At 71.4% G+C, this 17,904-nt stretch carries 22 protein-coding genes and 1 pseudogene; 9 read left to right on the top strand and 14 right to left on the bottom strand.

Going from position 1 to position 17,904, the window contains the following annotated elements; all coding sequences use genetic code 11:
* Position 1: 1 nt before the first annotated feature.
* The 7 genes from mtlA to ACTOQ2_RS09555 all read right to left on the bottom strand — a co-directional run bounded on the left by mtlA (position 2) and on the right by ACTOQ2_RS09555 (position 5,127).
* Positions 2 to 1,123 carry a mannitol-specific PTS transporter subunit IIC gene (mtlA, locus tag ACTOQ2_RS09525; RefSeq protein WP_440099286.1) on the bottom strand — a complete coding sequence of 374 codons (1,122 nt, stop codon included), beginning with the start codon at positions 1,121 to 1,123 and terminating at the stop codon, positions 2 to 4.
* Positions 1,124 to 1,187: 64 nt separating this feature from the next.
* On the bottom strand, positions 1,188 to 2,129 hold the full coding sequence (pfkB, locus tag ACTOQ2_RS09530; RefSeq protein WP_440066291.1) for a 1-phosphofructokinase: 942 nt from the start codon (positions 2,127 to 2,129) through the stop codon (positions 1,188 to 1,190).
* Positions 2,130 to 2,202: 73 nt separating this feature from the next.
* On the bottom strand, positions 2,203 to 2,964 hold the full coding sequence (locus ACTOQ2_RS09535; protein ID WP_440066293.1) for a DeoR/GlpR family DNA-binding transcription regulator: 762 nt from the start codon (positions 2,962 to 2,964) through the stop codon (positions 2,203 to 2,205).
* A 229-nt stretch (positions 2,965 to 3,193) separates the two neighbouring features.
* Positions 3,194 to 3,736, bottom strand: a complete 543-nt coding sequence (locus ACTOQ2_RS09540) for an RNA 2'-phosphotransferase (protein WP_440099287.1) — start codon at positions 3,734 to 3,736, stop codon at positions 3,194 to 3,196.
* 206 nt (positions 3,737 to 3,942) lie between these two features.
* Positions 3,943 to 4,386, bottom strand: coding sequence for a type II toxin-antitoxin system PemK/MazF family toxin (locus ACTOQ2_RS09545; RefSeq protein ID WP_440066297.1), 444 nt, complete (start codon positions 4,384 to 4,386; stop codon positions 3,943 to 3,945).
* A 147-nt stretch (positions 4,387 to 4,533) separates the two neighbouring features.
* A complete protein-coding gene (locus ACTOQ2_RS09550) occupies positions 4,534 to 4,737 on the bottom strand; it encodes a DUF5302 domain-containing protein (protein ID WP_329079480.1) in 204 nt (67 codons plus the stop codon).
* 207 nt (positions 4,738 to 4,944) lie between these two features.
* Positions 4,945 to 5,127 (bottom strand): hypothetical protein, encoded by a 183-nt coding sequence (locus tag ACTOQ2_RS09555; protein ID WP_440066299.1) that lies wholly within the window; start codon positions 5,125 to 5,127, stop codon positions 4,945 to 4,947.
* An 88-nt stretch (positions 5,128 to 5,215) separates the two neighbouring features.
* Here ACTOQ2_RS09555 and ACTOQ2_RS09560 point away from each other — a divergent pair, with 88 nt between their 5' ends.
* Both ACTOQ2_RS09560 and ACTOQ2_RS09565 read left to right on the top strand, forming a co-directional pair.
* Positions 5,216 to 5,653 carry a MarR family winged helix-turn-helix transcriptional regulator gene (locus ACTOQ2_RS09560; protein ID WP_440066551.1) on the top strand — a complete coding sequence of 146 codons (438 nt, stop codon included), beginning with the start codon at positions 5,216 to 5,218 and terminating at the stop codon, positions 5,651 to 5,653.
* A 37-nt stretch (positions 5,654 to 5,690) separates the two neighbouring features.
* Positions 5,691 to 5,918, top strand: a complete 228-nt coding sequence (locus tag ACTOQ2_RS09565; protein WP_440099288.1) for an HGxxPAAW family protein — start codon at positions 5,691 to 5,693, stop codon at positions 5,916 to 5,918.
* Here the strand turns inward: ACTOQ2_RS09565 and ACTOQ2_RS09570 are convergent, their stop codons facing one another.
* The 3 genes from ACTOQ2_RS09570 to ACTOQ2_RS09580 form a co-directional block, all read right to left on the bottom strand.
* On the bottom strand, positions 5,919 to 6,263 hold the full coding sequence (locus ACTOQ2_RS09570) for an STAS domain-containing protein (RefSeq protein WP_440099289.1): 345 nt from the start codon (positions 6,261 to 6,263) through the stop codon (positions 5,919 to 5,921).
* A gap of 81 nt (positions 6,264 to 6,344) precedes the next feature.
* Entirely contained in the window at positions 6,345 to 7,016 is a 672-nt protein-coding gene (locus ACTOQ2_RS09575) for a response regulator (RefSeq protein WP_440087500.1), read from the bottom strand.
* Positions 7,013 to 8,698 carry a sensor histidine kinase gene (locus ACTOQ2_RS09580; RefSeq protein WP_440099290.1) on the bottom strand — a complete coding sequence of 562 codons (1,686 nt, stop codon included), beginning with the start codon at positions 8,696 to 8,698 and terminating at the stop codon, positions 7,013 to 7,015. Before ACTOQ2_RS09580 ends, ACTOQ2_RS09575 begins: the two co-directional genes overlap by 4 nt.
* An 87-nt stretch (positions 8,699 to 8,785) precedes the next feature.
* Between ACTOQ2_RS09580 and ACTOQ2_RS09585 the strand changes: the two genes are divergently transcribed.
* Together ACTOQ2_RS09585 and ACTOQ2_RS09590 are read left to right on the top strand one after the other, a co-directional pair.
* A complete protein-coding gene (locus tag ACTOQ2_RS09585; RefSeq protein WP_440099291.1) occupies positions 8,786 to 10,144 on the top strand; it encodes a cation:dicarboxylate symporter family transporter in 1,359 nt (452 codons plus the stop codon).
* 281 nt (positions 10,145 to 10,425) lie between these two features.
* Positions 10,426 to 11,268, top strand: a complete 843-nt coding sequence (locus ACTOQ2_RS09590) for an amidohydrolase family protein (RefSeq protein ID WP_440099292.1) — start codon at positions 10,426 to 10,428, stop codon at positions 11,266 to 11,268.
* Between the two features lie 59 nt (positions 11,269 to 11,327).
* On the opposite strand, the gene ACTOQ2_RS09595 is transcribed toward ACTOQ2_RS09590, so the two are convergent.
* Positions 11,328 to 11,930, bottom strand: coding sequence for a hypothetical protein (locus ACTOQ2_RS09595; protein ID WP_440099293.1), 603 nt, complete (start codon positions 11,928 to 11,930; stop codon positions 11,328 to 11,330).
* 2 nt (positions 11,931 to 11,932) lie between these two features.
* Complete coding sequence (locus ACTOQ2_RS09600) at positions 11,933 to 12,160, bottom strand: RNA polymerase subunit sigma-70 (RefSeq protein WP_440099294.1); 228 nt, start codon at positions 12,158 to 12,160, stop codon at positions 11,933 to 11,935.
* A gap of 185 nt (positions 12,161 to 12,345) precedes the next feature.
* Between ACTOQ2_RS09600 and ACTOQ2_RS09605 the strand changes: the two genes are divergently transcribed.
* Complete coding sequence (locus ACTOQ2_RS09605) at positions 12,346 to 12,708, top strand: DUF2203 domain-containing protein (RefSeq protein ID WP_440099295.1); 363 nt, start codon at positions 12,346 to 12,348, stop codon at positions 12,706 to 12,708.
* A gap of 21 nt (positions 12,709 to 12,729) precedes the next feature.
* Here ACTOQ2_RS09605 and ACTOQ2_RS09610 read toward each other — a convergent pair whose 3' ends face one another.
* The gene (locus ACTOQ2_RS09610; protein ID WP_440099296.1) at positions 12,730 to 13,140 is read right to left on the bottom strand and encodes an organic hydroperoxide resistance protein; all 411 of its coding nucleotides are present in this window, start codon (positions 13,138 to 13,140) and stop codon (positions 12,730 to 12,732) included.
* A 79-nt stretch (positions 13,141 to 13,219) separates the two neighbouring features.
* On the opposite strand from ACTOQ2_RS09610, the gene ACTOQ2_RS09615 reads away from it, so the two are divergent.
* Positions 13,220 to 13,651 (top strand): MarR family winged helix-turn-helix transcriptional regulator, encoded by a 432-nt coding sequence (locus ACTOQ2_RS09615; protein ID WP_440099297.1) that lies wholly within the window; start codon positions 13,220 to 13,222, stop codon positions 13,649 to 13,651.
* On the opposite strand, the gene ACTOQ2_RS09620 is transcribed toward ACTOQ2_RS09615, so the two are convergent.
* The gene (locus ACTOQ2_RS09620) at positions 13,652 to 14,563 is read right to left on the bottom strand and encodes a hypothetical protein (protein ID WP_440099298.1); all 912 of its coding nucleotides are present in this window, start codon (positions 14,561 to 14,563) and stop codon (positions 13,652 to 13,654) included.
* Between the two features lie 195 nt (positions 14,564 to 14,758).
* Between ACTOQ2_RS09620 and ACTOQ2_RS09625 the strand changes: the two genes are divergently transcribed.
* The 3 genes and pseudogenes from ACTOQ2_RS09625 to ACTOQ2_RS09635 form a co-directional block, all read left to right on the top strand.
* Positions 14,759 to 15,967, top strand: a complete 1,209-nt coding sequence (locus ACTOQ2_RS09625) for an LLM class flavin-dependent oxidoreductase (protein ID WP_440099299.1) — start codon at positions 14,759 to 14,761, stop codon at positions 15,965 to 15,967.
* The gene (locus ACTOQ2_RS09630) at positions 15,964 to 16,992 is read left to right on the top strand and encodes an NtaA/DmoA family FMN-dependent monooxygenase (RefSeq protein ID WP_440099300.1); all 1,029 of its coding nucleotides are present in this window, start codon (positions 15,964 to 15,966) and stop codon (positions 16,990 to 16,992) included. The genes ACTOQ2_RS09625 and ACTOQ2_RS09630 overlap by 4 nt, the downstream gene beginning before the upstream one ends.
* Positions 16,950 to 17,854: pseudogene (locus tag ACTOQ2_RS09635) on the top strand (LLM class flavin-dependent oxidoreductase); the annotation flags it as partial. The gene ACTOQ2_RS09630 and the pseudogene ACTOQ2_RS09635, both read left to right, overlap by 43 nt.
* Positions 17,855 to 17,904: the final 50 nt, after the last annotated feature.

Consider the following 17,904-nt stretch of genomic DNA (forward strand, 5'->3'; position numbering starts at 1 on the left):
GTCAGGCCTCCTTGGCGACGGGTGCGGTCTCGGTCTCGGTCTGGGCCGGGGGTTCCTCGGGGTTCTCCTCCGTCTCGTCCTTACCCCTGCCGAAGCCGAGGAGGGCCGAGGCGACGGCGAAGGAGACGAGGGTCGCGGCGAGGACGCCGGCGATGGTGCCGAACCACCCGCCCCTGGGAGTCACCGCGAGGAAGGCGAAGATGCTGCCGGGCGACGGCGTGGCCACCAGCCCGGCCCCGGTCATGATGAAGACCAGGACGCCCGTGGCGCCACCGGCGATGACCGCGAGGATCAGCCGGGGCTTCATGAGCACGTACGGGAAGTAGATCTCGTGGATGCCGCCGAAGAACTGGATGATGATCGCGGCGGGGGTGCTGGGGCGCAGCGCGCGGGGGCCGAAGAACATGAAGGCCAGAAGCAGTCCGAGCCCGGGTCCGGGATTCGACTCCAGCATGAACAGGATCGACTTGCCCGTCTCGGCCGCCTGTGCCACGCCCAGCGGGCCCATCACGCCGTGGTTGATGGCGTTGTTGAGGAAGAGCACCTTGGCGGGTTCGATCACGACCGAGGCCAGCGGCAGCAGGTTGTTGCCGATCAGCCAGGCGACCGCGTCGCTCGCGACACGGGTGATATTGGTGACGACGGGGCTGATGGCCAGGACCCCCACCAGGGCCATGGCGCCGCCGATGATGCCGGCGCTGAAGTTGTCCACCAGCATCTCGAAGCCGGCCTTGACCCGGTCGGCGACGAGCCCGTCGAACAGCTTCAGGAGGTACGCGGTCAGCGGCCCTATGATCATCGCGCCGAGGAACATCGGGCTCTCCGCGCCGGCGACGACGCCCATGGTGGCGACGGCGCCGACCACGGCTCCGCGCTGGCCGTGGACCATCCGCCCGCCGGTGTAACCGATCAGGATCGGCAGCAGCACCTTCACGATCGGGTCGACCAGGACGGCGAACTTCTCGTTGGGCAGCCAGCCGGTGGGGATGAACAGAGCGGTGATCAGGCCCCAGGCGATGAACGCGCCGATGTTCGGCATGATCATCCCGGCGAGGTACCCGCCGAAACGCTGGATGCTCGCTCTCGCCCCGGTTCCTGTGACAGTCGGGGTGTACTCGCTCATGTGTGCTGCTCCTTCCGGGGCGGCCGGCGGCTGGGCCGGCCAGGGGGGTGGATCCGCGCCACTGTCAGCCCCCGGACCGCAGCGGCAGGGCGGGATCGGCTCCGGTGACGCGGACGTCGTCGCGCCGGATGTGGTGCGGGGAGGGCATCCGGCTTCCCGGTAGCCCGACCGCGGCGGTCGCCCAGGCCAGCGCCTCGACCAGCGCGCTCTCGCCGCGCGCCCCGCCGGCGAGGAACCCCGCGAGCATGGCGTCACCGGCGCCGACGGTGCTGCGCGGCTCGGCCACCGGGCACTGGCCGTGCCAGATCTGGTCGTCCTGCAGGAGGATCGCGCCGTCGGCGCCCAGGCTGGCCAGGACGGCGCCCGCGCCCCGGACCCGCAGGCTCTCCGCGGCCTTGATGGCGTCGCCCAGGGTCGAGATGGCGATCCCGGTGGCCTCGCCCAGCTCCTCCCGGTTGGGCTTGACCAGGGCGGGGGCCTCGGCGAGCGCCGAGACGAGGGCGGGGCCGCTGGTGTCGATCGCGACGTTGATGCCCGCCGCGCCGAACCGCTCGCACAGGCGGGCGTAGACGTCGGCGGGCACTTCTGGCGGGAGGCTGCCCGAGGCGACCACCCAGTCCGCGGAGCTGGCCGCGCCGAGCACGGCCTCGGCGATGGTGTCGAGCTCGGCCGGCGACAGGGCCGTCCCCGGCTCGTTGATCTTGGTGACCGTGCCGTCGGGTTCGGCCAGGGCGACGTTGGACCGGGTGGTCCCGGCGACCGGGACGGTGATCATCTCGATGCCCTCGGCCGCGAGCAGGCTCACCAGCTGCCGTCCCTCGTCGCCGCCGAAGGGGACGACCGCGCACGAGCGAATCCGGTTGGCCAGCAGCGCCCGGGAGACGTTGACGCCCTTGCCGCCGGGGTCGAGGTGGGCGGCGGCGGCGCGGATGACGGCCCCGCGGGTCAGCGACGCCACCTCGATCGTCCGGTCCAGGCTGGGGTTGAGGGTCAGGGTGACGATCACGCCGGGACCACCTCGATCGTACGGCCGGGGCCGGGGCCGGGGCCGGGGCCGGGGTCGGGGGACAGGGGGACGGTCACGCCCGGACCACCTCCGGCCCGGCGGCGGCCAGCTCGGCCGCGACCCCGGTGTCGAGCCCCGTGTCACTGATCACCGCGTCGATCTCCTGGATCGAGGCGAAGCGCGCCAGGTAGGTGTTGGCGAACTTGGTGTGGTCGGCGAGCAGCACGCACCGCTGCGCCGCGCCGATCATCGCCCGCTTGATGGCGGCCTCGGCCGGGTCGGGCGTCGTCAGCCCCTTGGCCACCGAGCACCCGTTGGTCGCCATGAACGCCACGTCCACGTGCAGGTCGGAGAGGGGGCGCAGCGCCCAGTCGTCGACGGTGGCCAGGGTCCGCCCGCGCACCCGCCCGCCCAGCATGATCACCGTCAGGTTGGGGCGGGTGGCCATCGCCGTCGCCAGCGGCGGGGAGTTCACGATCACGGTCAGCTCCCGGTCGACCGGCAGCGCCTGCACCAGCCTGCCGGTCGTCGACCCGGCGTCGATGATGATCGCGCCGTCCTCGGGGAGCTCGGCGAGCGCCGCCTTGGCGATGCGCTCCTTCTCTCCGATCATCACCTCGTCGCGGGCGGCCAGCTCGGGTTCGAACCCCAGCCGCTCGACCGGAATCGCACCGCCGTGCACGCGCCGCAGCATCCCGGAGCGCTCCAGCACGGTCAGATCGCGGCGAATGGTCTCCGTGGTGACGGCGAACTCCTCCGCCAGCGTCACCACGTCCACCCGGCCCACGGTCCGCGCCCGGCGCAGGATCTCCTGTTGCCGCTCCTCGGCGTACATGCTGTTGATTCACCACCGTTTCAGTGTTGTTTCAGCTTTATTTACACCCGTATGTGTTGGAACGTCAATGGGTTGACTTCCCTCCAAACCAGCATGAACATGAAAAAACCCCAGGTGCTTGCCCGGGGGTGTGGTGCGGGGTGGGAGTGGCCTGCGGTTGGCTCAGATTTTGGAATGCGTTGGAAATCCTGTGTCCTCCGGCGCGAGGTGAGGAGGGGATCCGAGTCCCTCAGCCGGGGAACGAGATGTGGGCGGGCGGCACGTGGGCGGCCAGCCATACGCCGTTGGCGCTGACCCGGAACTCGTGACCCGCCCGGTGCATCTCCCCCGAGCGGACGACCAGCACGACAGGCCTGCCCCGCCGCGCGCCCACCCGGGTCGCGGTCTCCCGGTCGGGGGACAGGTGCACGGCGTGCCGGCTCATCGGCCGCAGGCCCTCCTCCCGGATGGCGGCCACGTACGAGCCCACCGTTCCGTGGAACAGGAACTCGGGCGGCTCGACCGGGAGGAGGCCCAGGTCGACGTCGATCGTGTGGCCCTGGTTGGCGCGGATCCGGCCGCCCTCGATGGCGAAGCGCCGCTTGTCGTTGCCCGCGACCACCTGCGCGAGCTCGTCACGGGTGATCGTGAAGCCGTGCCGCGCGGCGGCCGCCAGCAGGGCGTCGATGTCCGTCCAGCCCTGCGGGCCGAGGACCAGCCCGATGCGTTCAGGCTGGTGCCTGAGGTGTTTGGAAAGATACTTGGAGACTCGAACGAGCCGTCTGTCGTCCATGGGATACCAGGATGCTGGCTCACCCCGCCGTTTTCCACCGGATTCGCGCCCGGCGCTTCCCTGCCTGAGCGCATGTCCGGATGCCTTCGCGTGCCTGTGCCTTGCGTGTCCGGATACCTTCGTGGGCCCGTGCTTCGCGTGTCCGGACGCCTGTGCGGTGTCCGTACCTTCCGCCGGGCGCCGCCCGGGGCAGGCGCGGAGCGGGCTCAGCCGTCGGCGGCCCAGCCGTGGGTGCGCTTGAGGACGGCGGCCACGCGGGCGAAGCGCGCGCCGTCGAGGACGGAGCCCTCGCGGCGGATGTCGCCCTCGGCGAGGGCGAAGACCCGGTCCAGGCGCAGGTACGAGACCCGGTTCTCCCGGTCCCACTGGCCGGGGCCGATCTCCAGCCAGTCGCCCGGGTCGCCGCCGCCGGCCCGGCTGGACAGCATCAGCGCGAGCAGCTTGCGCCCGTGGCGGCCGACGACCAGCAGTGGCCTGTCCTTGCCCCGGTCCGGATCCTCCTCGTAGGGGACCCAGGCCCAGACGATCTCGCCGGGGTCGGCGAGCCCGTCGAGGTCGGGGGAGTAATGCAGGGTCGCGGTCCGGTCGACGCGGTGGACCTCGCTGACCGCGCCTCGAGCCGGCCGGGGGTCCTCACCAAGATCACGCACGTGCACAGCCTATTGCAGACTCCGGACGCTTCCAAGGGGCGCCGGGAGCCGGTGGAGGAAGCGCGCCGCCCGCTGGCCGGGGGCCAGCAGGGCGGCCGAGATCCGGGTGGGCGGGTGCCCTGGTCCGAACCTGGTTCAAAAGACGGCTCAGCCGCCGCTCTTGCGGCGGAAGGAGCGCTTGGCCGCCGCCGGGCCGTGAGCACCGTGGATCTTCGAGGAGTTCTTCCCCTTGCCCCCGGCGCCCGCGTCCGCCTGGGCGAGCTTCTTGCGCTCCAGTGCCTCGCGGAACTTGCGCTTCAGCTCGTCGTCGGAACTTTCGGAACCTTCGGGTTCCGGCGTGACGTCAGACATTACAGACCTCCTGATCTATCGGGCGGTCCAACCCCGACCAACAGGATCATCATCCTCTCATCCGGACCCTTCCGGCGTGCAGGCCCCCCGCTTCGGCTCTGAGAGGAAGCCCCGGCGGAATCCGAGAGGAAGGCCTGGAGGAAGGGGGGAGGAGCGATGCGGGAAGGCCGCGTGCCGCGCGCTTCGCCGGCACGCCGTCCGGCCACGTCAGTGCATGCCCAGGGCCATCATCAGCAGCAGGCCGGCCAGGTGGCCGACGACCACGAAGACGATCACGAAGATGAAGACGAACTTCGCCGGGCCGTGCTCGAAGTGCCGGCCCTCCTTGAGGGTGGAGCGCTCGGCCTGGCGTTCGGCGATCCGCTCCTCGATCGGCTTGCTGTGAAACATGGTGATCCTTTACTCGCCGACGGTTGGGGCGATAATGGTTTGTACACTAATTATCGTACTATGTCGTTTGGAGGCGTGCGTGAGTGACATGGTCGATCCCCTGAGCCTGGACCGCCAGGTGTGTTTTGCCCTGGCGATCGCCTCGCGCAACGTCATCGGGCTCTACCGGCCCCTGCTGGAGCCGATGGGCCTCACCCACCCCCAGTATCTGGTCATGCTCGCCCTCTGGGAGCGGGCACCGCGGTCGGTCAAGGAGCTGAGCAAGCTACTGAGACTCGACCCCGGTACGCTGTCCCCGCTGCTGAAGCGTCTCGAGGCCGTCGGCTACATCCGGAGGCGGCGTGACAGCCAGGACCAGCGTGTCCTGGCCGTCTCGCTCACACCGGAGGGCCACAGGCTGCGGGACGAGGCGGAGAAGGTTCCGCCGGCGATCGTCGAGCGTCTGGGTATGAACCTGGAGGAGCTCCAGGAGCTCCACCGGTCACTGACACGGGTGATCGCCGCGGCGGACGGCGCGCATCACTGATTCGCGGAGAATCAGAGAACAGGGAGAGGAAAGACTCATGGCTGGAAGTCACGGGGGAAGCCCCAAGTCCTGGCTCGCGGTGATCGTCATTCTGCTGGGGTTCACCGTGGGGGGCGTCGCCCTGTGCCTCGGCCCCAACTGGACGTTCTTCTGGGTCGGGGCCGGGATCATCGCGATCGGCGGCGTGATCGCCCTGATGGTCGACATCTTCTCGGACGTCATCATCGACGCGCCCCGCGTGCCGATGGACCAGGGAAACAGCTGATCAGGCCTTCTGCATCGCCTCCTCGACAGAGGCGAAGACCTCGAAGGAGGAGCGCAGGCCGGTGATGGCGAGGATCCGCTCCAGGGTGCCGTGCACGCCGACGAGGGCGAGCCGGACGCCCAGGGTGCGGCTCCGCCGGAGCGCCAGGATCAGCTCGGCGACCCCGGTGGAGTCACAGAAGGTGAGACCCGCGACGTCGGCCACGACCAGGGAGGGCGGCTCGGCGGCCCATGCCTTGTCCATTTCCGCGCGCAGGGCGGGAGAGTGGCGGTAGTCGAGTTCTCCGAGCGCCCGGACGACGAACGCCGTCCCGAGCAGGCTCGATGAGACCGTGAAAAAGGCCATGCTGCACTCCTTTGCCCGCGGGTGGCAGGGCGGGCTGCCTTTTTCCTACCAGTTCCGGGGCCACCGTGCCCCGGCGGGGCCTCAAATGATCCGGTAGAGCAGCTCGGGTCGTCCGAGGCCACCGTACTGGGGCACCCGGTGTGTGATCCCGCTCTCCGTCAAATGCTCCAGGTAACGGCGGGCGGTCACCCGGGAGACGCCGATCGCCGCCCCGGCGGTCTGGGCCGACAGGCCGCCGGGGGACTTGCGCAGCTCCGCCAGTACGGCGTCGAGGGTGGCCTGCGTCATCCCCTTCGGCAGGAGGTTCTGCGCCGGGCCCCGCAGCGCCGCCAGCGCGCGGTCCACCTCGCCCTGACCGCTCGCCTCTCCCGCGCCCTCCACCGACGACCGGAACTCGGCGTAGCGGGTGAGCTTCTCGTTCAGCGAGGCGAAGGTGAACGGCTTGAGCAGGTACTGGGCCACGCCGACGGAGACGGCCGACCTGACCACCGACAGGTCCCGCGCCGAGGTGACCGCGATGACGTCCGACATCACGCCCGCCGCCCGCAGCGCCCGGCACACCTCCAGCCCGTGCATGTCCGGCAGGTAGAGGTCGAGCAGGATCAGGTCGACGGGGTGCCGCCGCAGGAAGCGCAGCGCGTCGCCGCCCGACCTGACCACTCCCGCCACCCGGAAGCCGGGCACCCGCTCCACGAAGACCCGGTTCGCCTCGGCGGTGATCTCCTCGTCCTCGACGACCAGTACCGAGATCATGACGTGCCCTTCCTCCGCAGCGGCAGCCGTACGGTGAACACCGCGCCCGTCCCGTTCTCGGCCGGTCGCCCGGCACCTCCGCCGCCCGCGCGGGCGGCCTCCGCGGCCGGGCTCGACACGGCCGTGTCCGGCTTGCCCGGCTCGCCCGTCCCGCCGACCTCGATCGTCCCGCCCATGCGGCGGACCGCCTGGCCGACCATGGCCAGGCCGAGGCCGCGGCCGTCGCCCTTGGTGGTCCATCCCCGCCGGAAGGCCTCGCCCGCCGTCGCCGGGTCGAGGCCCTGGCCGCTGTCCGCCACGCTGATCACGAAGGTCGTCTCGTCGGCGCGCAGCCGCACCTCCACCCGCGCGGGCCGGGTGCCCGCCATGGCCGCGTCCGCCGCGTTGTCCATCAGGTTGCCGACGATCGTCACCAGGTCGCGGGTGTCCAGGCCGAGGTCGTCGAGCTCGCTGTCCGGGGTGATCGACAGCTCCACCCCCCGCTCCCCGGCCTCGGCGCTCTTGCCCAGCAGCAGCGCGGCGAGCACGGGTTCGCGTACGGCGCCCACCACCCGGTCGGTGAGCTGCTGCGCGGCCTTGATCTCCTCGGTCGCGAACGCCACCGCCTGCTCGGCGCGGCCCAGCTCGACGAGGGTGATGACCGTGTGCAGCCTGTTGGCCGACTCGTGCGCGGCGGCCCGCAGGGAGTCGGCGAACCCGCGCTCGGCGTTGAGCTGCCCGGTCAGGGACTGCAGCTCCGTGTGGTCGCGAAGGGTGACCACGGTGCCGAGCGAGCGGTTGCCGGAGCGGACCACCGCCGCGTTCACCACCAGCGCCCGCTCACCGGTCATGTGGATCTCGTCGGTACGGTTCTCGCCCGCCGAGAGCCGCTCGCCCAGCGAGGGGGGAAGGCCCAGCCGGGTGACGTGCCTGCCGTTCACCTCGCCCGTCAGGCCCAGGAGCTCCCTGGCGCCGTCGTTGCAGAGCGTCACCGTGCCCGCGTCGTCGACGAGCAGCAGGCCCTCCCGTACGGCGTGCAGGATCGCGTCGTGGTACTCGTACATCCGGCTCAGCTCGGCGGGGCCCATCCCGTGGGTCTGGCGGCGCAGCCGGGCCCCGACCAGGTAGGTGCCCGCCCCGCCGACGGACAGGCCGAGCAGGCCGATCAGCGCGGCGCCGGTGATCTGCCCGCGGAGCCTGACACTGATCTTGCTGATGGTGATGCCCCCGCTGACCAGGGCTCGCACCTCGCCACGGGCGTCGCGGACCGGGGCGACGGCGCGGACCGAGGGGCCGAGCGTGCCGGTGTAGGTCTCGGTGAAGACCTGCCCCGCCAGGGCGGGCGCGGTGTTGCCGAGGAAGCGGCGGCCGATCTCGGCGGGGTTGGGATGCGTGTAGCGCACGCCGTCGAGGCTCATGATCGTGATGAAGTCGACCCCGGTCTCCCGCCTCACCCGTTCCGCGTACGGCTGCAGGGCCGCGGAGTCGCCCAGGGAGGCGAGGACGGAGGGGGAGTCGGCCACGCTGACGGTCACCGCCCTGGCGGTGCCGACGGCCTCCTCGACGAGCAGGTCACGCATCTGCAGGAACGCCAGCAGGGCGCCACCGGTCACGGTGACGCCCACGACGACGATCTGGAGGGCCAGCATCTGCCTGGCCAGGCTCCAGTCGCGCATGCGTCTGGGAAGTTTCCGCAAGTTCACGAACGAAATGTACGCAATGGTGACTTAGATCACAGGGCCGGAGATAGTCGCTCGACCGGATTTTTCCTCTAGCGCGGTGGAGCACGCATGAGCGCGGCCCGAGATAAAACACATTACCTGTACATCGCCGTCATCGTCGCCGTGGTCGCCGGTATCGCGATCGGGTTCGCGGCCCCCGACGTCGGCGTGGCCCTGAAGCCGCTCGGCACCGCCTTCGTCGCCCTGATCAAGATGATGATCAGCCCGATCATCTTCTGCACCATCGTGCTCGGTGTCGGGTCGGTCACCAAGGCCGCCAAGGTCGGCCGGGTCGGCGGCCTCGCGCTCGGCTACTTCATCGCCATGTCGACCGTCGCGCTGGGCATCGGCCTGCTCGTGGGCAACCTGGTCGACCCCGGCCAGGGCCTGCAGCTCACCGACGAGCTCCGCAAGGCCGCCGAGGCCGAGGCGGCCAAGGGCGGCGAGACCGACACGGTGTCGTTCCTGCTCGGGGTCATCCCGACCACGCTGGTGTCGGCGTTCACCGAGGGCCAGGTGCTGCAGACCCTCCTGGTCGCGCTGCTCACCGGCTTCGCCCTGCAGGCGATGGGCGAGCGCGCCAAACCCATCCTGAACGGCATCACGCACATCCAGCGGCTCGTCTTCCGGATCCTCGCCATGATCATGTGGGCCGCCCCGATCGGCGCCTTCGGCGCGATAGCCGCGGTCGTCGGAGCCACCGGCATGGACGCGCTCAGGAGCCTCGGCGTCATCATGCTCGCCTTCTACCTGACCTGCGTGCTCTTCGTGTTCGTCATCCTCGGCCCGATGCTCTTCCTGGTGGCGCGGGTCGGCCTGTTCTCGCTGCTGCGCTACCTGGGCAGGGAGTTCCTGCTGATCCTGTCGACCTCGTCGTCGGAGTCGGCCCTGCCCCGCCTGATCGCCAAGATGGAGCACCTCGGCGTGAGCAAGCCCGTCGTCGGCATCACCGTGCCGACCGGGTACTCCTTCAACCTCGACGGCACGGCCATCTACCTCACCATGGCCACGCTGTTCGTCGCGAGCGCCACCGGCGCCCCGCTCGCCTTCGGCGAGCAGGTCTCCCTGCTGGTGTTCATGATGATCGCGTCGAAGGGCGCCGCCGGGGTCACCGGCGCGGGCCTGGCCACCCTCGCGGGCGGCCTGCAGTCCCACCGCCCCGACCTGGTCGACGGCGTCGGCCTCATCGTCGGCATCGACCGCTTCATGTCCGAGGCGCGGGCGCTGACCAACTTCGCCGGCAACGCGGTCGCCACCGTCCTGATCGGCACCTGGACGGGCGAGTTCGACCGGGAGCGCGCGACCGAGGTGCTGGCGGGCAGGGCGCCGTTCGACGAGACGACCCTCCTCGACGACGAGCACGGCGACGACACCTCGCCCCCGCCGCCCGCCTCGCGGTCGGACGACCCGGCCCTGTCGCCGGTGTAGCCGGTGTAGCCGGTGTAGCTGGTCTGGCTGGTCTGGCCGGTGTCGACCGGGGGCCGGCGTGGCGACGGCGGCCCTCCGACGGGCGTACGGGCCGGTGGTGGACGCTCCCCTCAGGGGAGCGTCCACCACCGGCCCGTACGCGTGAGGGCGGGCGCACCGCCCCGTACGGCCGCCGGCTCACCGCCCGGTTCCCGCAGGCCGGCGGCGTTGACACCCCTGCCGCCTCGCCCTAGTTTGTGCAGGTTCAGACGATCTATCGAGAAATCGAAGGGGAGCGGTGGATGGCCGTCATCGATGCCCACCAGCACTTCTGGAACCTGGAGACGGGTTCCTACTCCTGGCTGACGCCGGAGGCGGGACCGCTCTACCGCACCTTCACCCCCGAGGAGCTCCTCCCGCAGCTCGCCGCCGTCGGCGTGGAACGGACCGTGCTGGTCCAGGCCGCCGACACCTACGCCGACACCGACGCGATGCTGGCGCAGGCGGACGCCCACGACTTCGTCGCAGCCGTGGTGGGATGGGTGCCGCTGAACCGGCCCGACGAGGCGGCCGTGGCGCTGGAGCGCTACGGCAGGCATCCGAGGTTCGCCGGGGTCAGGCATCTCATCCACGACGACCCCGACCCCGACTGGGTCGTCCAGGACACGGTGGTCGAGAGCCTGGGCCTGCTCGCCGCGGCGGGGCTCCCGTTCGACGTGGTGGCGGTGCTGCCCAGGCATCTGGAACACGTGCCGTTCCTCGCCGAGCGCGTCCCCGGGCTGCGGCTGGTCATCGACCACCTGGCCAAGCCGCCGATCAGGGAGAAGGGCTGGGAACCGTGGGCGTCGCTCATCTCCCGCGCCGCCGAGCATCCCAACGTGTACGGCAAGGTGTCCGGTCTCAACACCGCCGCCGACCCCGAGACCTGGACGGCCGAGGACCTCCGCCCCTACGTCGACCACGCGCTCGAGGTGTTCGGCCCCGAGCGGCTGATGTTCGGCAGCGACTGGCCGGTGGCCGTCCTCGCGGGCGACTACGCCAAGGTCTGGGAGGAGACCGGAGTGCTGCTGTCGGGTCTCGACGGGGCCGGCAGGGAGGCCGTCCTCGGCGGCACGGCCGCGCGCTTCTACGGCATGGAGATCTGACCTCACCCGTTCTGTCCCCAGGCCGGTTCGCTTCGTCCTCGGACGGGTTCGCTTCGCCCTCAGGCTGGTTCGCGCAGGAAGCCGATGCTCGCCGCGAGGCCGCGGAGGTCGACACCGAGGCCGCGCAGGATGGAGACCGAGGCGTTCGAGGAGTCGGCCAGCAGGCCCTTCAGCAGATCCTCGTCGGTCACCTCGGAACCGGTGCCGGTGCCGGAGGTGTGCAGAGCGACCTCGACGACCTTCCTCGCCCCGGCGGTGAGGAGCAGGTCACCGGCCGGCCCGCTGAGCGTCACGTTCAGCGGGCGCAGCCGTGAGCGCGTCAGCCGCCACGCCAGGGGGTCCGTCCGCCGGGCCGGGAGGCGTCGCCTGATCTCGTCCAGGTCGACGCCGATGGCGGCCAGCAGCTCGCGGTCGCCCGCCCGGCCCCTCGCGGCCTCGCGGTTCCGGATCTCCGCGGCGACCGCCTCGGGGGTGACGGCCTCCGCGCCGGCCACCCCCGGTGTGACGGCCTGCGGGGTGGCCGAGAAACCCGTCACCGGCCACGACCCGGCCAGGGCGAGCAGGAACATGTCCTCGTCGAGCGTGGTGCGGCCGTGGTCGAGCGACAGCAGTCCGGCGCGGACCGTGGTCAGCCGGGCCTCGGGGGTGAATCTCGCGAACATCGTCAGCTCCCGCCCTCGGTGATTCGGTGTGCGTGCTTGCGGTGTGCCGTCTGCCGCCTGACTCCGAGCGCCGCGGCGATGACCTCCCAGGACGAACCCCGGCTTCTGGCCTCGATGACGTGCGCGGCCTCAAGCTCCTCCAGGAGCCTGCGCAGTGCCGCCACGGACGCCAGCGCCACCACCGGATCCTCGCCGTCGACGGCCTCGGCGAACTCGCTCAGCGATCCCATCTTGTCAGCATAAGCTGACAGGCCCATTTTGTCAGCATTCGCTGACAGAACTTCTGTGTCCCGTCGAGCGTCCCGTGGAGTGTCCCGCCGGGTACCTTGCCGAGCGCCCCGCCGGTGCCCCCGATGCCTCCTGGTGCTCCCGGTGCTTCGCAGCGTTCCGGGCGGGGACGCGCTAGCGTGCAGGGGTGGACAGGATCTTCACCGTCGAGGAGGCGCGGGCGCTCATGCCCGTGCTGCTGGAGCGGGCCGCCGCGTTCGTGGCGATGCGGGGTGAGCTGGCCGAGCTCGCGTATGAGCTCCGCAGCACGGGCACCTCCGAGGTCGGCGGGCTGGCGGAGGCGAAGGCCTACGAGGCCAGGCTGGAGGAGATCCTCGGCTGGTTCGAGGAGCGGGGCATCGAGGTCAAGGGTGTCGCGCCCCTCCTGGTCGACTTCCCCTCGGTGCTCGACGGGGTGCGGGTGCGGCTGTGCTGGCTCGAAGGGGACCGCGAGCTGGTGTGGTACCACCGGGACGAGCTCGGCTTCGCCGGCCGCAGGCCCCTTCCCTGACCGCGATCCCCGGGAGCCCGACTACTCGATCACGAGGTTGACCGGGATGTTGCCCCGGGTGGCGTTGGAATAGGGGCAGACCTGGTGGGCGGCCTCCACGAGGGCGGTACCGGCCTCCCCGTGCAACTCGTCGGGGAGCTCGACGCGCAGCGTCACGGAGAGCACCAGGCCCTTGCCCGCCTGGACGAGACCCACCTCGGCGGTCACCGAGGCCTCGGAGACATCGGCCTTCCGCTTGCGGCCGACCAGTTGGAGCGCGCTGGCGAAGCAGGCGGCGTACCCGGCCGCGAACAGCTGCTCGGGATTGGTGCCCTCGCCGGAGCCGCCCATCTCCTTCGGCGGCGCGAGGGCCACGTCGAGGCGCTTGTCGGACGAGACCGCCCGTCCTTCCCTGCCGTTGGCGGTGGCGATGGCGGTGTAAAGCGTACTCATCGGGATCCCCTTCTCGATTTTGGGCAACTCAATTGTGTGCAATTTAGTTGTTAACAGTCAAGCTCGGTACAATTGTGACGTGAAGATCTCCGTCGACAACCTGATCTGCTTCGACGTGCACGCGGCGTCTCGCGCGCTGGACGCCGCCTACCGCAGGGTGCTGGCCGACCTCGGCCTGACCTACCCGCAGTATCTGGTCATGATGGTGCTCTGGGAGTGCGAGCCGGTGACGGTCAAGGAACTCGGCGTCAGGCTGCGGCTCGACTCGGGCACCCTGTCGCCGCTGCTGAAGCGGCTGGAGGCGGCGAGCCTGGTGCGCCGCGAGCGCAGCGCCGACGACGAGCGTTCCGTGCTGGTGCGGCTCACGTCCAAGGGGTCCCAGCTGGAGGAGCGGGCGTGCGACGTCCCCGCCCAGATCTTCGGGGCGGCCGGTCTCGCCCCCGCCGAGGTCCTCGACCTGAAGCACACCCTGCGCCGCGTCATCGCCTCCCTCGACGAGTCGGGGCGGTGATCAGGAGATTCCGCTGAGGTGGACCTCCCGGGCCAGCTTCGTCGTCTGGGCGGCGGAGCGCTGCCAGGTGGTCCCCGCCGGGTGGGCGGTCAGCAGGACCACGATCCAGCGCTCCTTGGGCCCGACGAGCCCGGTGGTGTGCAGGACCGGGCGCCCCAGGTCCGGCACCGGCCCGGCCTGGGCGGGCGCTACCCGTGCGGCGGGCACGACCCGCGCGGTGAGCGGGACGTCGCCGCCGGACGCGAGCCGGGCCGCGGACACGGACACGGACGTGGTGGAGGTCGTGGGGCGGGTCGTGGACGCGGTGGAGGTCGCGGGACGGCAGCGGGCCGGGGGCGTGGAACCGTACCCCGACCAGCCCTGCTTGACCGCCCACGGCCCGCGCACCGCGCGGGGGATGCCGAAGTACTGGTCGAAACCGTCGGAGCCGCACTGCCCCGACCTGCGCAGATGGCCCAGGATCAGGTCGCGGACCTCGGGGTCGGCCCTGTCGAGCAGGTAGCGGTAGGTCTTGACGACGTCCATCGCGCTGAGCGAGGTGTAACCCCAGAAGCCCGGCTTGCCGGCCGGTGGGGGAACGGTGTCGGTGAGCCGCAGCTTGCGCGCCATCCGCTGGACGATCCTCCCCTGGCCGCCCCGGGTCCAGAAGGACGTCGCCGCGTCGTCGTCGCTGACCCGCAGCATGGCCTTGAGCAGCGCCAGGTCCCGCTGGGGAACGCTCCTGCGCGACTCCAGATGGTCGATCGCGATGAGGATCTTCACCACCGACGCCGACCGGAACCTTCGATGCGCGTTGCGGTACTCGGTCACCTTCGCCGCCTGCCGGTCGAAGACCACGTACCCGGCGGTCACCCCCGCCGGGACGCGCGGCTTGCCGGAGGCCGCGGCCGAAGCCGGAGCCGTGGCGGCCATCAAGGGGAGAACCGTCGCGAGAACTGTCAGAAAGCGCGTCACGGGACGAATGCCTATCAGATCTTGGCGCCGACGTCAGGAGGACGTCCCTCCCGGGGGCTCCTCGTCCCGGAGACGGCGGCTCGACGGGCAGGCTTCCGCGATACAGCCGACTAAACATGTAGAGATTAAGGGTTTTGGGGTTATTGTCGTCATATGTCGGCAGTTCCCTTGCAGCTCGCCGTCGCTCTCGACGGCGCCGGATGGCATCCCGCGGCCTGGCGTGACCCCGCCGCCTCCCCGAAAGCCCTGTTCACCGCCGCCTACTGGGCCGCCCTGGCGGCCGAGGCCGAGCACGGCCTCCTCGACTTCGTCACCATCGAGGACTCCCTCGCCCTGCAGACCACGCGCCTGGACGGCCACGACGGCCGCACCGACCAGGTGCGCGGGCGTCTCGACGCCGCCCTCGTGGTCTCCAGGATCGCTTTGCTGACGAGCAGGATCGGGCTGGTGCCCACGGTCACCACCACGCACACCGAGCCCTTCCACGTCGCGAGCTCCATCGCCACCCTCGACTACGTCAGTTCCGGGCGGGCCGGATGGCGCGCCCAGATCTCCGGGCGCCACACCGAGGCCGCCCACTTCGGCCGCAGGGAGGTTCCCGAGCTGAGGCCGGAGGACCTCGGCGACATCGACAGATCCCCCCTGGTGCGGGAGCTGTTCGGCGACGCCGCCGACGCCGTGGAGGCGGTGCGGCGCCTGTGGGACAGCTGGGAGGACGACGCGGTCATCCGCGACGTGGCCACCGGCCGGTTCGTCGACCGCGACAAGCTCCACTACGTCGACTTCGAGGGCGAGCGCTTCACGGTCAAGGGGCCGTCCATCGTGCCGCGACCTCCCCAGGGACAGCCGCTGGTCACCGCGCTGGCGCACGCCCGGCTGCCGTACGAGTTCGCCGCGCGCGGCGCCGACGTCGTCCACGTCACGCCGCACGACACCGAGCGGGCGCGGGCCGTCGTGGCGGAGGTGCGCGAGATCGAGGGAGAGGTACGCGACCCGGGCGCCGGCGCACTGAAGATCTTCGCGGACCTCGTCGTGTTCCTGGGAGAGGACGGGGACGACGCCCGCGAGCGCAGGGCCCGGCTCGACGAGCTCGACGGTGCCGCGTACACCTCCGACGCCGCGATCTTCACGGGCACGCCCGGCGAGCTCGCCGACCTGCTCCTGGAGTGGCGCGCGGCCGGTCTGGAGGGCTTCAGGCTCAGGCCCGCCGTGCTGCCGGCCGACCTGAACGCGATCACCCGCGGCCTGGTGCCGGAGCTGCAGGGACGCGGCGCCTTCCGCCGCGCGTACGAGGCCGGCACGCTGCGCGGCCACCTTCGCCTGCCCCGACCCGCCGGCCGCTACGCAGGGAGCCGACGATGAAGCAGGTCATCCTCGCCGCCCACTTCCCGGGCGTGAACAACCACACGGTCTGGAGCGATCCCGCCTCGGGCAGCCAGATCGACTTCGCCTCGTTCACCCACCTGGCGCGGACCGCCGAGCGCGGGAGGTTCGACTTCTTCTTCCTCGCGGACGGGCAGCGGCTGCGCGAACAGCGCGGGAAGATCCACGACCTCGACGTGGTCGGCCGCCCCGACTCGCTCACCGTGCTCTCCGGCCTCGCCGCGGTCACCGACCACCTGGGCCTGGCCGGGACGATCAACGCCACCTTCAACGAGCCGTACGAGCTCGCTCGAAAGCTCGCCACCCTCGACCACCTGTCCGGCGGCCGGGCCGGGTGGAACGTCGTCACCTCCTCCGACGCGTTCACCGGGGAGAACTTCCGGCGGGGCGGTTTCCTGGAGTACGCGCAACGCTACGAGCGGGCCGAGGAGTTCGTGCGGACCGTCAACGAGCTCTGGGACTCGTGGGCCGCCGGCGACCTCGTCGCGGATCCGGCGGCGGGCACGTTCGCCAGGGCGGGCGCGGGGGAGTTCGCCCACCGGGGCGCCCACTTCGACATCGGCGGCCACTTCACCGTGCCGCGCAGCCCGCAGGGCCGCCCGCTCACCATCCAGGCCGGAGCCTCCGAGGGCGGCCGGGCCTTCGCGGCGGCCACCGCCGACGCCGTCTTCTCCCGGCACAGCAGGCTCCAGGAGGGGCAGGCCTTCTACCGCGACATCAAGTCGAGGCTGGCCGCGCACGGCCGGTCGCCCGACTCCCTGAAGATCCTTCCCGGTGTCACGTTCGCGCTCGGCGACACCGACGCCGAGGCCCAGGAGAACGCCGACCACATCCGCCGCCAGCAGGTGAGCCCGCAGACCGCGATCCTGCTGCTGGAACAGCTGTGGAACCGGGACCTGTCGGCCTACGACCCCGAGGGGCCGCTGCCCGAGATCGACCCGGACATCTCGGACGACTCGATCGTAAGGGCAACGGCGCCGCGCAGGCCCAGCTGTTCCACGTGACCGGCGAGGACCAGTGGGAGCGCAACCGGGAGGGCTACGAGCTGTTCCGCCGCCTGTGGCGGGAGGACAAGGTGACCTGGTCGGGAAGGTTCCGGCCGTCCCTGACCGACGCGGAGACCTGGCCGCGCCCGCTGCAGCGGCCCATCCGCTCCTTCGCCGCGCTCGCGAAGTCGCCGCTGTTCTCCCTGTACGGCGCGCTGCTGCAGCAGCCAGGCGCGGAGAGCCCCGACCTCGCCGACCAGGTCGACGAGATCGCGGCGCTGCTGGCCGGGACCTACCGTTCCCCCGAGGGGGTGGCCGCGCACGCCGTGCCGGGCGAGGGCGCGGATCTGCGGCTGTGGATCCTGGGCAGCAGCGGCGGGCAGAGCGCGCAGGTGGCGGGGAGCGGGGGCTGCCGTTCGCGGCGAACTACCACGTCAGCCCGTCCGGGGTGCTGGACGCCGCGGAGGCGTACCGGGAGGCGTTCAAGCCCTCGGAGGTCCTCGCCGAGCCCTACCTGGTCGTCTCGGCCGACGTCGTCGTGGCGGAGGACGACGAGACGGTCCGGGAGCTCGCGTCCCCGTACGGGCTCTGGGTCCGCAGCATCCGCACCGGCGCCGGGGCGATGCCGTTCCCGACACCGGCCGAGGCCGCGGCCGCGGCCCACGAGTGGACGGAGGAGGACCGGGCGCTGGTCGCCGACCGGCTGGCCACCCAGTTCGTCGGCTCCCCGCGGACCGTCGCGGAGAGGCTGCGCGTGCTGCGCGACGTCACCGGCGCCGACGAGCTGCTCGTCACCACCATCACCCACGACCACGCCGACCGGGTCCACTCCTACGAGCTGCTCGCCGCGGAATGGGAAGGACCCGCCGCCGGACACTGAGCTCCCGTCACGCCCTGCTCGCGCCACCGGATCCGGTGGCGCGAGCAGGG

It is taken from the genome of Streptosporangium sp. H16, assembly GCF_051918855.1.
GTDB lineage: Bacteria > Actinomycetota > Actinomycetes > Streptosporangiales > Streptosporangiaceae > Streptosporangium.

Bases quoted from the DNA above. Each gene is read 5' to 3' on its own strand.
- mtlA (WP_440099286.1), bottom strand. From the start codon at position 1,123: ATGAGCGAGTACACCCCGACTGTCACAGGAACCGGGGCGAGAGCGAGC.
- ACTOQ2_RS09535 (WP_440066293.1), bottom strand. From the start codon at position 2,964: ATGTACGCCGAGGAGCGGCAACAGGAGATCCTGCGCCGGGCGCGGACC.
- ACTOQ2_RS09540 (WP_440099287.1), bottom strand. From the start codon at position 3,736: ATGGACGACAGACGGCTCGTTCGAGTCTCCAAGTATCTTTCCAAACAC.
- ACTOQ2_RS09550 (WP_329079480.1), bottom strand. From the start codon at position 4,737: ATGTCTGACGTCACGCCGGAACCCGAAGGTTCCGAAAGTTCCGACGAC.
- ACTOQ2_RS09555 (WP_440066299.1), bottom strand. From the start codon at position 5,127: ATGTTTCACAGCAAGCCGATCGAGGAGCGGATCGCCGAACGCCAGGCC.
- ACTOQ2_RS09560 (WP_440066551.1), top strand. From the start codon at position 5,216: ATGGTCGATCCCCTGAGCCTGGACCGCCAGGTGTGTTTTGCCCTGGCG.
- ACTOQ2_RS09565 (WP_440099288.1), top strand. From the start codon at position 5,691: ATGGCTGGAAGTCACGGGGGAAGCCCCAAGTCCTGGCTCGCGGTGATC.
- ACTOQ2_RS09570 (WP_440099289.1), bottom strand. From the start codon at position 6,263: ATGGCCTTTTTCACGGTCTCATCGAGCCTGCTCGGGACGGCGTTCGTC.
- ACTOQ2_RS09575 (WP_440087500.1), bottom strand. From the start codon at position 7,016: ATGATCTCGGTACTGGTCGTCGAGGACGAGGAGATCACCGCCGAGGCG.
- ACTOQ2_RS09585 (WP_440099291.1), top strand. From the start codon at position 8,786: ATGAGCGCGGCCCGAGATAAAACACATTACCTGTACATCGCCGTCATC.
- ACTOQ2_RS09590 (WP_440099292.1), top strand. From the start codon at position 10,426: ATGGCCGTCATCGATGCCCACCAGCACTTCTGGAACCTGGAGACGGGT.
- ACTOQ2_RS09595 (WP_440099293.1), bottom strand. From the start codon at position 11,930: ATGTTCGCGAGATTCACCCCCGAGGCCCGGCTGACCACGGTCCGCGCC.
- ACTOQ2_RS09600 (WP_440099294.1), bottom strand. From the start codon at position 12,160: ATGGGATCGCTGAGCGAGTTCGCCGAGGCCGTCGACGGCGAGGATCCG.
- ACTOQ2_RS09610 (WP_440099296.1), bottom strand. From the start codon at position 13,140: ATGAGTACGCTTTACACCGCCATCGCCACCGCCAACGGCAGGGAAGGA.
- ACTOQ2_RS09620 (WP_440099298.1), bottom strand. From the start codon at position 14,563: ATGGCCGCCACGGCTCCGGCTTCGGCCGCGGCCTCCGGCAAGCCGCGC.
- ACTOQ2_RS09625 (WP_440099299.1), top strand. From the start codon at position 14,759: ATGTCGGCAGTTCCCTTGCAGCTCGCCGTCGCTCTCGACGGCGCCGGA.
- ACTOQ2_RS09630 (WP_440099300.1), top strand. From the start codon at position 15,964: ATGAAGCAGGTCATCCTCGCCGCCCACTTCCCGGGCGTGAACAACCAC.